12 protein-coding genes are annotated in these 12,166 nt (G+C 32.4%); 5 read left to right on the forward strand and 7 right to left on the reverse strand.

All coding sequences use genetic code 11. The features are described 5' to 3' along the window. Nucleotides 1-9: 9 nt before the first annotated feature. From V1T75_RS05205 to V1T75_RS05215, 3 genes are all read left to right on the forward strand, one after another. Entirely contained in the window at nucleotides 10-834 is an 825-nt protein-coding gene (locus V1T75_RS05205; protein ID WP_330487503.1) for a hypothetical protein, read from the forward strand. Between the two features lie 57 nt (nucleotides 835-891). Further along, complete coding sequence (locus tag V1T75_RS05210) at nucleotides 892-1,365, forward strand: DUF4625 domain-containing protein (RefSeq protein WP_330487504.1); 474 nt, start codon at nucleotides 892-894, stop codon at nucleotides 1,363-1,365. A 421-nt stretch (nucleotides 1,366-1,786) separates the two neighbouring features. Beyond that, nucleotides 1,787-2,542 (forward strand): hypothetical protein, encoded by a 756-nt coding sequence (locus V1T75_RS05215; protein ID WP_330487505.1) that lies wholly within the window; start codon nucleotides 1,787-1,789, stop codon nucleotides 2,540-2,542. A 32-nt stretch (nucleotides 2,543-2,574) separates the two neighbouring features. Here V1T75_RS05215 and V1T75_RS05220 read toward each other — a convergent pair whose 3' ends face one another. Beyond that, entirely contained in the window at nucleotides 2,575-3,801 is a 1,227-nt protein-coding gene (locus tag V1T75_RS05220; protein WP_330487506.1) for a glycosyltransferase, read from the reverse strand. A 4-nt stretch (nucleotides 3,802-3,805) separates the two neighbouring features. Beyond that, nucleotides 3,806-4,276, reverse strand: coding sequence for a heme-binding domain-containing protein (locus V1T75_RS05225; protein ID WP_330487507.1), 471 nt, complete (start codon nucleotides 4,274-4,276; stop codon nucleotides 3,806-3,808). A gap of 97 nt (nucleotides 4,277-4,373) precedes the next feature. Between V1T75_RS05225 and lpdA the strand changes: the two genes are divergently transcribed. Beyond that, the gene (gene lpdA / locus V1T75_RS05230) at nucleotides 4,374-5,774 is read left to right on the forward strand and encodes a dihydrolipoyl dehydrogenase (protein ID WP_330487508.1); all 1,401 of its coding nucleotides are present in this window, start codon (nucleotides 4,374-4,376) and stop codon (nucleotides 5,772-5,774) included. 550 nt (nucleotides 5,775-6,324) lie between these two features. Beyond that, nucleotides 6,325-6,504, forward strand: coding sequence for a hypothetical protein (locus tag V1T75_RS05235; protein ID WP_330487509.1), 180 nt, complete (start codon nucleotides 6,325-6,327; stop codon nucleotides 6,502-6,504). A 55-nt stretch (nucleotides 6,505-6,559) separates the two neighbouring features. Here V1T75_RS05235 and V1T75_RS05240 read toward each other — a convergent pair whose 3' ends face one another. From V1T75_RS05240 to V1T75_RS05260, 5 genes are all read right to left on the reverse strand, one after another. Next, nucleotides 6,560-8,677 carry a peptidylprolyl isomerase gene (locus V1T75_RS05240; protein WP_330487510.1) on the reverse strand — a complete coding sequence of 706 codons (2,118 nt, stop codon included), beginning with the start codon at nucleotides 8,675-8,677 and terminating at the stop codon, nucleotides 6,560-6,562. 105 nt (nucleotides 8,678-8,782) lie between these two features. After that, complete coding sequence (locus V1T75_RS05245; RefSeq protein WP_330487511.1) at nucleotides 8,783-10,075, reverse strand: hemolysin family protein; 1,293 nt, start codon at nucleotides 10,073-10,075, stop codon at nucleotides 8,783-8,785. Next, on the reverse strand, nucleotides 10,075-10,272 hold the full coding sequence (locus V1T75_RS05250; RefSeq protein ID WP_330487512.1) for a hypothetical protein: 198 nt from the start codon (nucleotides 10,270-10,272) through the stop codon (nucleotides 10,075-10,077). The genes V1T75_RS05245 and V1T75_RS05250 overlap by 1 nt, the downstream gene beginning before the upstream one ends. Continuing rightward, nucleotides 10,272-10,844 carry an LPS export ABC transporter periplasmic protein LptC gene (lptC, locus tag V1T75_RS05255; RefSeq protein WP_330487513.1) on the reverse strand — a complete coding sequence of 191 codons (573 nt, stop codon included), beginning with the start codon at nucleotides 10,842-10,844 and terminating at the stop codon, nucleotides 10,272-10,274. The genes V1T75_RS05250 and lptC overlap by 1 nt, the downstream gene beginning before the upstream one ends. A gap of 9 nt (nucleotides 10,845-10,853) precedes the next feature. Then, entirely contained in the window at nucleotides 10,854-12,164 is a 1,311-nt protein-coding gene (locus tag V1T75_RS05260) for a hypothetical protein (protein WP_330487514.1), read from the reverse strand. Between the last annotated feature and the right edge of the window lie 2 nt (nucleotides 12,165-12,166).

Below are 12,166 nucleotides of genomic sequence, written 5' to 3' on the forward strand. Positions count from 1 at the left end.
TTTTTAATCATGAAAAACACATTTAAATCCGCAATCTTATTCTTTGTAAGTCTTTTAATCATTTCTTGTAGTGATGAAGACAACATCCCGGAAACTTTTGATGAAAATATCAATGCAGAACGCTTTAAAGGTATAGAATTAGGCAATTCTGATTTTGTTTTACCCCAATCAAACGTAGATGTTCATATTGAATTTGATTATGAAGGAACTAGTAAAGTTTCTAAAATTTATTTTGACGTTGAAGCTTTCGATGTTCCAAAAGTCAAGACAGGTGAGCTAATTTGGGAATTAAATAAGCATTTAGTTCCTGTTGATCGTTATGAAGGTCAATTAAATCCTCACATACATTACCATGTATATTTTGATGAAGAGAACAAGTACACTCCTTCTTTTACACCTGCTGAAGGAATTTATAAGTTCAAAATTACAGTTGAGCATGAAGACGGAACTAAAAGTGCCATCACTAAAAAGTTACATATCATTCAAAAATTTAAAGACTTAGAAATTGGTGATAATAACGCTATTGCCTTTGGAAAAGATGAGTTACACACAGAATTTGAATACGTTTCTGGTAATAATACTGTTACTGAAATTAAATATGAGTTTTGGTTCGAAGAATGGAGAGAAGGACAAAGTGTTGAAGTCGGAAAGTGGGACAAAGTAATTACTGTTTTACCAAAAGAATTGTATGAAGGAGTTAAAAATCCACACATACATTATCACTACGATTTAATTCCTGGAGCTCCTGTAGGAAGCTACTGGTTAAACATCTACGCTAAAGAAAGCGGTGAAAATGAAACGGTAAAATTATCTATTCCAATCGAAATAAAGTAATCATACTCCAAAAGACTACTTGAAAAATCAAGTAGTCTTTTGTAACAACAAACTATTATGAAATTATTAAAAATTACAAGTGCTTTTTTACTATTAATCTTATTAAATACAAGTTGTAGTAGTGAGTCAGAAGAGCCAGACACTGAAAAACCAACCATTACCATAAATTACAACGAAGGTTTTCCCAAGTCGTGTACTGTATTAGAAAAAGGGAAAGAATACACGATACGCGTAAAAGTATCTGACAACATTGCATTGGCTACTTATGCTATCGATATCCATCATAATTTTGACCATCATACACACGATGATCAGGGTTCAAGTTGTGAATTATCTCCTGTAAAAGACCCTATTTCTCCTTTAATTTTTATGGAAAACTATGCTATTGATAACAATCCTAAAGCATATGAAATAGTGCGTAATATTACAATTCCAACGAATATTGATTCGGGTGATTATCATTGTCAGATCTCTGTAATTGACGTTACAGGGTGGCAAAATAGAACCTCGGTAGATATTAAAATTGAATAAACTTTATTTTTTATTCTTTTCTTCAATCCACTTACTTATAAGTTTTGTAGACAGTAAGATTTGATGCTGTGACAAACTTCCAAGAAAATTTTGTGTACGATGTGCATCAGGGTTTTCTTGGATTTCTTTTAATTGTTTTAAAAAAAAAATTACAAACTGTACACTCTTTTCTATTTTAGAGTAGCAAATGTAACCTTCATTTTCTAAAGCTACTTTTACTATAAAAGTTGTCGAGAGCACTCAACTCCATCTTGATGCAACTCAAATAGACTGCTTTCTCTTATACTCTTTAAGGGTTTGTTGAGAACCTATAAAACCCCACATTTTTTTTAGTGATAGAGTACCTAAAACTGTAGTTTTATTGAAGCATGCTAATTGATCTAATTTATTTACTTTAGCTTTTTTAAAAAAAATAAATCACATGAAAAAATTTATGTATACCTTAATTGGTTTGTTCATTATTGGCTGTAGTAGTGACTCTATTAGCGAATACTACATCAACATTCAGTTACCTGCAATACCGCAGGAATATACTGATCAATATAGTTTTGCTGATTTTAACATCGCTATTTATGCTAGCAAGGAAGACTATTTCAACGAAACTAACCCAATACATGTTGGTAATTTTGATAGTTCAGGAAAATTCTCAATATCGAAAAATATCCAGCCAAACAGCTATTATATAGATATTTTTACTCCTGATTTTGTGCTCAGTAATTGGCAGCCTAGTGATTTAAATGTTGACTCTTCTAACATTATTGTATTCTTAGGGAATGATGTTAAAGATTTTTATGCACCAGTAGGTATAAACAATCAAAGAGCTTTAGTTGGTGAATGGAATTTTATGAAGTACGATGGTCATTATAATCATGGTAGCCATGATAGAACTGAAAGAAGTAAGTTAATCATCAGTAAAGATTTTTCTATAACTTCGTATGAAAAATACAATGGTATAGATTTTACAGTAGCCTATCAATATGCGAATGGTATAAAACACATTTCAACTACTCCAGAACCCTATGAAAACAACTATCCTTATTGGGGAGTAGACAAGACTACAGGAAACGGCGGACTTCAAAACTATGATAATATTATGCTATACTTTACCCCTAATACCAATAACACAACTATAACATTTATTGATGTTGCAGATGAATGGGCTATGTATTATAAATAAAAAAAGAGCTTTCAAATTTGAAAGCTCTTTTTTTATTTATTCTTTTCCTCAATCCACTTGCTCATGAATTTTGTAGCCTGTAAGGTTTGATGTTGTAACAAACTTCCCAAAAAATTTTGTGTTCGATGTGTTTCAAGATTTTCTTGGGTTTTTCTAACTCTCTTCATAAAAGATACCTCTAACACTTCTTTATCATACAGTGAATTTATAATCACTACACCTTTTTGTTGAGCCTTTTTCCAAAGAATATCATAAGTATACAGTTCTATAGCTTTGTTGGCCAGCTTCTCAAAATCATCTTCTATAAATCCGTTCCAAGGCAAATTCCCATGCATCCCTTCTGCGCCTATTGAAGTAGTAACACTTGGTGTTCCACATTCCATTGCTTCAGTTAACTTTCCTTTAATTCCCGCCCCAAAACGAATGGGAGCCAACACGACCCTAGCATTTTTAACTACTTCGAGCGCATCTTCTGCAAAACCTTTAATGATAAACCCTTCTTTTGGTTTATGCAATTGTTGAATTTGCTGCGTAATATAGGCTCCGTAAATATGTACTTCTACTTTGGGTAGTTGTTTTCTGATCTGCTTCCATATTATTTTTAATTGTAAAACAGCATCGACATTTGGAGCATGGAAAAAATTCCCTACAAATACAAAATGTTCTCGTTCTTCAAAAGATTTCCAACTCTGAATAGTTTTAGCAGTTATTGTATCTAACAAAAAAGGTAAATGATACAACAAAACTTCATCTATCTTAAAAACGTCTTTCAACAACTGGATTTCATAAGCTGAAATAATCAGACTCATATCACAACGTAAAATAGCAGCAATTTCTCTCTTTGCTTCCTCCGACTTCAATAAAACTTCTGTTGAAAATTGCTCTCCTTTCTTTAATTGTTGATGACGTGTTTTGCGTAAAAAATGTAAATCTTCTGTATCTAAAACTCGTAAAGCTTTCGGGCAATGTTCTGCTACACGCCAACCAAATTGTTCTTCCATCATAAAACGATCGAACAACACAACATCAGGTTGCAATTCTTTGATAAAATCATCAAAAGAACTTGAATTTAATTCAATCGATTGCTCTTGAACTCCTAACTCTATTAAGTTTAAAGAATTTTCAGTTTTTTGAGCAGGAGTTGCAAAAGTGATGGTATAGTTTTGATTTTTAAAAACATTCACCAACTGTAACATTCGGTTACCAGCTCCTGTAGTTTTTTCTATCCAAACATACCCAATTATTAAAAGTTGTTGCATTAATTTAGTTCGCTAACTGCATTTTGTAATCACTTTGTACACCTTTAGCCCAGTTAATTACTTGCTCTACTTCTTCTTTAGTTAAACGAGCATCGGCATGGGTCCAAGTATATGAATCTAACGGCATTTTCCCTTTTTCTACTTCCTCCCAAACTTCTTCCATCTTATGTTCTTTTCTTTTTAAAGAATAAGTAGCCCACTCAGAAAAATTCAATTCTTCTTTTCCGTGGTTTACATGGTCAGCTAACCAATAATTTACTGGTGTAATGCTACTATACCAAGGGTAACGTGTTGAATTACTATGGCAATCAAAACATGCTGTTTTTAATATTTTGTGCACCTGATCATTTGGCTTGGTTTCTTTTATAAAAGCTTCAACTGTAGTTATTTCTCCTTGATTTTTTTCTGGTTGAAAAAACTGCGCTATTACCAATAGTATCAGTAATAATCCTATAATTTTTTTGAAAATTTTCATACAATAGATTTAAGTTTTAAAGATATGAAAACTAATTTTATCGACAAATAATTGTATTTTTGTGCTTCATTATTTATGAAAAAATAAAACACAACTCATGAAATACGATTTAATCGTTATTGGTTCTGGTCCAGGAGGGTACATTGCTGCTATCAGAGCTGCTCAATTAGGTTCTAAAGTTGCTATCATTGAAAAATACTCAACTTTAGGTGGAACTTGTTTAAATGTTGGATGTATTCCTTCAAAAGCTTTATTAGATTCTTCTCATCATTACTATGATGCAGTAAATCATTTCGAAGAGCATGGTATCTCTGTTGAGAAACCTTCTTTTGACTTCGGAAAAATGGTAGCTCGTAAAGCAAATGTAGTAGAAACTACTACAGGAGGTATCAAATATTTAATGGATAAAAATAATATTGAAGTTTACGAAGGTTTAGGATCTTTTGAAGATGCTACTCACGTAAAAATCACTAAAAATGATGGTACTGAAGAAGTAATTGAAGGTGCCAACATTATAATAGCTACAGGTTCTAAACCATCTTCTTTACCTTTTATTACGATTGATAAAGAGCGTGTAATAACTTCTACTGAAGCGTTAAAACTTCCTGAAGTTCCTAAGCACTTATTAGTTATTGGTGGTGGTGTTATTGGTTTAGAGTTAGGTTCAGTTTATAAGCGTTTAGGTGCTGATGTAACTGTTATCGAGTATGCTCCAACGATTACTCCAACGATGGATAAAGATGTTTCTAAAGAATTGACTAAAGTTTTAAAGAAACAAGGAATGAAAATTAATGCTAGCCACGGTGTGACTTCTGTTGAAAGAAATGGTGACGAAGTTGTGGTAAAAGCTACCAATAAAAAAGGTGAAGAGGTTACTTTTACTGGTGATTACTGTTTAGTTTCAGTGGGTCGTCGTCCGTATACTGAAGGATTAGCTTTGGAAAAAGCAGGGGTAAAAGTTACGGAAAGAGGCATGGTTGAAGTAAATGATCATTTACAAACCAACGTTTCTAACATTTATGCCATTGGTGATGTAGTACGTGGCGCTATGTTAGCACATAAAGCAGAAGAAGAAGGTGTTGTGGTTGCTGAATATTTAGCAGGACAAAAACCTCATATTGACTATAACTTAATTCCTGGAATTGTTTATACATGGCCAGAAGTAGCGGCTGTAGGTAAAACAGAAGATGAATTAAAAGAAGCTAAAGTTGATTACAAAGTTGGAAAATTCTCTATGCGTGCATTAGGACGTTCTCGTGCAAGTGGAGATTTAGATGGATTTGTAAAAGTATTGGCTGATAAAAATACTGATGAAGTATTAGGAGTTCACATGGTAGGTGCTCGTGTAGCTGACTTAATTATGGAAGCAGCCGTAGCAATGGAATACAGAGCTTCTGCGGAAGATTTAGCTCGTATTTGTCATGGACACCCAACGTATTCTGAAGCTGTAAAAGAAGCAGCGAAAGCAGCTTGGGATGGACAACCATTAAACGCTTAATAAAAAGCTTTAAAACATATTTTAAAAGGCGATCTCGTTTGAGGTTGCTTTTTTGTTTTAATTAAGTTAGTTTAGTTATCGATAAATACAACCCTTAAATGAAAAAAGAATAAACCTTTTATTTTCTGTATTTCTCTTATTTAATCTAGCTTCTTGTAAAACTGATAGAAAAGATTTCGAAAAAGAATTTTATTATCCCAATTCCTCTGATTTTTCATTAAGTAAAAATTATCAATATATAGAACTGAATGGATTTAATGACTTTAACCAATTAGTCGATAGCCTTGAAAACTTCAACTATGACGAAAAAAGAGCTTATTTAAAAATTGATAGTAATAAAAGAAGATATAACGTTCTAGTATCAACAACTTTTGGCAAATGTTATCCTGTATTCATAAAGCTTAAAAACATCTTAAGTATTTCAAGAGATAGCCTAAGAAAAGGAAAAAACTATCCCATCCAAAATTTAAAAAATGTTCTTAAAAAGGACTTTTCAAATTTCGGAAAAGATTATAACTATTCAGACTCTCCAGAGAAACTTATTATTTCTTTGACCTGTGAAATAGATGAATTAGAAAACTTAATTATAAAAGTATGTGAAGTTTTTAACGAAATTCAACAAGAATCATCTGACTCTCTTAAGTTAAATATATTTGTAAACAGAAGAATAGAAATACTTCCTCCACCACCAATAATTAAGGACTTAGAAATATTTATAGACAACAACTAAATAAAAAATCCCAAACTAAATGGTTCGGGATTTTTTATTGGTATGACGTTATTTCTTATTGAATTCCGTAGAAAGAACTCATGTTATCTTCAATATCAGACGCTTTTTTAACCGCCTCATACATCTGGAACGTTTTGTTCTGTCTTTCGTTAGCAATACGCTTTCTGTACGTGTCGTAATTAGGTAATGCTGTTGGTAATTCTTTCTTTTCAACAACAAAAGCAAACACCCCTTTATCTCCTACTACATTTTTAACTACTTCGTTCTCTTTTGCATTGATCATTGCTCCTACTACTTTTGGTTCGAAACCTACACCTGAAATAGTTGGTGATTGTAAGTTTACATCGGTAGCAACTCTTACTGTTTGACTTACAGACTTAGCGATTTCATCTAATGTTGAACCACTAATTTTATCTTCAATCATTTTTGCTTTGCGCTCGTTTGTTAAGATAGGACGTACACTTGCAGTTGCTTTATTAACTGGCATTAATCCTTTTTCTGTTTTTGCAGTTAATACAGCTACTACATAACCACCTTCTACATCAAAACGTTTAAAGTCTCCTTCGTTTACTTCTTTTTCAAATGCCCAAGTAATAATTTGTCTTTCGTTACCAATACCCGGTACATTTTCATCTAACGACTTTAATCCTACTGCTGGCAATGATGTTAAATCTTTTTCTTTTACAGCTTCTTCAAAAGCTTTTCCATTGGCTAATTCTAATGCTAATGTTTCAGCATTTTGGAATACTGTATTTTCTGTTTCTTCTGAAGCCTCTATCTTACGTCCGAAAGTAGCTAGTTTAACTACCGGTTGGAAATTCTTTTGCCCATCAATTTTAATTACGTGGAATCCGAATTGAGATTTTACAACTCCCATATCTCCTTCTTTCCCTTCAAAAACAAAGTCTCTGAATGATGGTACCATTCTGTTATAAGCAAACCAATCATAGAATCCTCCTTTTTCAGCAGAACCTTGATCTGATGACATTTCTTTTGCTAAATCTGCAAACTTAGATTTATCTCCTTTTACAACTGCTAATAAACTATCTGCTGTTTTCTTAGCTTCCTCTTCATTTTGAACCACAGTAGCATCAGCACTAGCAGAACCAACAAAAGGAATTAAAATATGACTTGCTTGTGCAGAGTCTGGTAATTGTTTTACTTCAGTAATTTTAGATAGTTTAAAGAATCCAGCATCTTTGTATGGACCGAAAACATCTCCTTCTTTACCGTTGAAAACCTCTTCAGCAATTACTTGAGGAACTTGCACCTTAAACTTATAGTTGCTATCTAATCTTAAATCAGAATCGTTTTCTTCTAAAAACTCACTATAGTTTGTAGTGTTTTTCAATCCTTTTACCGGTGTATTGTTTACTTCAGAATCTTCAATTAATTTAGCTATGTTAGCTTTAATTGCTTCTTCATCTCCTTCAGTAGGCTCTATATTAAACTTTACAAAGTTAATATCTCTTGAAGCTTCAACCTGAAAAGCATCTTGATGTTGGTTAATGTAATTTTGAACGTCGCTTTTCTTTAACGTTACTAAGCTATCTGCAATTGTTGTATAAGGTACATATACATACTTCCCAGATACTTTTGTGTTTTCAGTTAAGTATTTAGATTCTCCCTCTTTTAAAGAAGCTCCCAAACCTGCGGCTACTAAGTTATCGTATGTTGTTTTTTCGATATTGCTTTTTATAGAAGCCATATAGTTTTGCCAAGCACCCCACTCTTGCCCTTTTTCTTCCTTAATGGTAGCCAAATGCTCTTTTAACTTGTTTTTATCGAAAATTCCTGAAGTTTGGAATCTAGCATCGTTTTGAATTACTGGAGTTTCATATAAAGCGTTTAAGATATCTGCATCTCCAACAGTAATTCCAGCTTCTTCTAATTGCTTTTTATATATTTTTTGACGGATTAAATTATTCCATACTGCTTTTGCAGCTTGCATCTCAGACATGTTATTTCCTGTTTGTGCTTTGTAAGCTTCTAGCGCTTCAGCAAACTCTTGACGAGAAATGGCTTCGCCATTAACTTCACCTATTTCGTTTACTTTACTTGCGCTGAAAAAGTCTGATATTGTAGAAGGGTCTAATACAAAAGCAAAAAGTGCTAAACCAATTACAAGAATTAAGAACATTGAACGTTCTCTAATTTTCGATAAAATTGCCATACGTCATTTATTTTATTAACAGTGTGCGAAAATACAATTTCACATTAAATAATGCAATGTTTTTTTACGCTGTTTTTGAGGGAGTTCTAAGCAAAAGAGGGAAACTTAATCTTCTTTACCAATTACTTTAAAATAAATTTCATCAATCTTAGTGGCGCTTACTTTTAAGATTTTAATTTGGAAGTTTTCGATATCTAATACCTCATCTTGTAGTGGTATTGTTTCAGTGTGGTTTAAAATAAAGCCTCCTATGGTTTCATAAGCCTCTTCTTTGGGGATTCCTAAACCGTATTCTTCATTTAAATAATCTACCTCTAAACGCGCTGAGAAATTAAACTCGTACTCACTAATTCGTTCTTCTAGTAGTAGCTGCGTATCGTGTTCATCTTCTATTTCTCCGAACAATTCTTCTACAATATCTTCAACTGTAATAATCCCTGAAGTTCCTCCATATTCATCAACAACAACTGCTATGCTCTTTCGTTTTTTAATTAAATTATTAAGCACATCATTGATAATCATAGATTCAGGCACAAACTCTACAGGTAATAAAATTGCCTTAATAGTTCGTGGTTTTTTAAAAAGCTCAAAGGCATTTACATAGCCTAAAATATCATCCAATGAATTTTTATAAACCAAGATTTTTGACAATCCTGTTGTGATGAACATCTTTTTGAGGTTGCTTACCGTTTCGTGTAAATCAACCGCAACAATTTCTGTTCTAGGTACCATAATTTCACGAGATTTTACCTTGTGAAACTCTAATGCATTTTGAAATATTTGAATTTCAGAATCAACTTCTTCTTCATCATTTCCTGCATCTAATTGTTCTAAAATATAATTTCCTAATTCTTCTTTACTAAATTCGGTTTGAATTTCATCTTCTTTTGTACTGAAAAATACCTGTAGGAAAAAATCTGAAATTTTAGTAATTACCCATGTAACCCCATAAAAAATAACGTAAAAAATATAAGCAGGTATTGCAAAGAACTTTAACATTTCGTTTGCATAAATTCTAAAGATAGCTTTGGGTAAAAACTCTGCTGTTACCAGAATAATTACTGTCGAAATAAGTGTTTGCGTTAATAAACTTACATCTGATAACACATAGTTTACAACCGTATAATCTGATGGTATAAAAGATTGAAACCAGTTCATTAACAACTCTCCCATAAAGTAACTATAAACTACTAAAGCCACATTATTACCTACAAGCATAGTGGTAATAAACTTAGAAGATTTCTCTGTTAATCTAGTTAGTATTTTAGAAAGTATTCCTTCCCCTTTTTTCTCAAGCTCTATATGAAGTTTATTTGCCGAAATAAAGGCTATTTCCATCCCAGAGAAAAAGGCTGAAAATAAAATAGAAGTAAGAATAATTAAGAGTTCGGGTTGCATTAACGTTCTTTGTTTCTTTTTTCTACTTTTCTTCTAAAGTGTCGTTTGAAGAAGAAAATTAATATGATAAAGATAGCAAATCCAAACATAATAAATGCTTCTTGTCTATCGGAATTCCATTTCAAGATTCCCTCAACAAAAAAGATTACTCCTATAATCAAGTATCCGTATTGTAAATATTTCCAAAGTGCGTTCATTATATATCTTTTTGTGTGGTTTCTATATCTCCTGTAATATCTTTAGCTATCCATTTAGACAAGTCTTCACTCGATTCGAATCCAAAGCCATTGATTTCTGATTCAGGAGTTGAAAATCGGAAACCATCCTCAGTAAAAAAATAATGTTCATTTTGATCCCAAAACAACTGATTGGTTTCTAATATTGTTTGATTGGTATGATTCGTAATCACCACATTTCCTCTAATTTCAGATATTTTTGTCTTATTATAAGTTAGTGCATAATTACCTGAGATTGTGGTAGAGTCTATTCCGTTTTTATCAATAGTTACAATTTCGATTCCTTTAGGAAACTCACTATATGGGTGATCTTTTCTGTTTGAATAGTCATAAAAAACAGGGGCTTTTGTTTTTGAACTTATTCTTCCAGAATCTTTATGAACATGATAAATATTTACTGCCGAACCTACTGGTAAATTTTTATCTGCCAAAAAATCTCGCACCTCTTTCTTTGAATTGGTACAAGAAAAAAACATTGCCACCAAACAAATGGTAGCAATGCTATTGTATATATGTTTTGCTCTTTTAAGCATTAACTTCTATTAAGGTACACGAACAGTTTCTCCAATCCAACACCCTACTCTATAACTTGCTCCTGAAGACATTCCTTTTTGGAAAATTAACTTTTTAGATGGTACATTCTTTTTATAACTAGAAATATATCTTCCTGCTCCACAACCTGGGTCTACTTTATTCGCTTTTAAAGCTTTGTTTAAGGCTGCTACATATACCATTCTTTTTTCAAACTCATCGCTACCACAAGAGTTTGCACTTCTTTGGTATAAACTTGCAATGAATAAGTAAGCTTTCCCCATATTAGGGTTATACTTTAAAGCTTCATAAGCCAAAGCTCTTGCTCTACTTCCTCCTGCACTTTGAGCTTCTCTTAACTTATATTTCGCCTTTTTAAATGGATCCGTTTCTAAATCGAATGCTTTTTTTCTCATTTCAGCAGCTCCGCTGTTGTCTCCATTCTTAGCTAAAACCCCTGCTAAGAAGTTATAAGCATCAGCTGATTGTGTTACTTTAGCGTACTCATTTGCTAATTTCTCAAACAAAGGATCTGTTTGACACTCTTTATTATACATTCTTGATACCGCTCTTTTTAACCAAACTCCGTTTGTTTTGTTTTCTTCGAAATCTCTAGAGTAAATCGGTATTAATCTTTCACAAGTTGCTATCTTAGAAATTTTAGCGTCTAAACCACCCTCTACTTGACCTAATGAAGAAGAGTTGATTGTGTATGCTCTTAAAAGGCTCTTTTCTCTAGAAGTAATCGTTCCTACAGAATCTTTTTCTTGTAATTGTGCTATTTTCTTGCTGTAATCTTCTAATTTTTCACCTACAGACTCCATTACATCATCGTATGTATCAAATACTTTTTGAGGATTGGCATCTTGGTATTTATCAGCAATCATTTGGAAATATCTAAAGATATTTTTAACCCCCATATCCTTAGGAGAAATATTGTAAGACTTCTTTAAGATTTCAAAAACCTCTGCATCTGATGCTAATTTATTGTCTATTAAAAACTCTGCATAATCACTATGCGCTTTAGCTGTACCATTGTCTGGAAAGTTAGCTAATCTCGTTTCATATACTTTCTTAGCTAAAACCGGATCTTTTAAGCTTTCAGCAACTTTAGCTCCATACTTATAAATGTTAATAGATAATGTAGCACAGTTATCTAATAAATATTCTAAATTAGGTTTTGCTTGAGCATATTTCTTCGTAGTAGCATCTCCTTTAAAAAGATTATACTTGATATGACACTCTTGGCTTGCTTGCGCTTTCGCTCCATTTACGGCTACAAACAAAAATAATCCTGTTAGTAAATACGTAATTTTTTTCATCG

The sequence above is a fragment of the Tenacibaculum sp. FZY0031 genome, from assembly GCF_036350695.1.
Classification (GTDB): Bacteria; Bacteroidota; Bacteroidia; order Flavobacteriales; family Flavobacteriaceae; genus Polaribacter.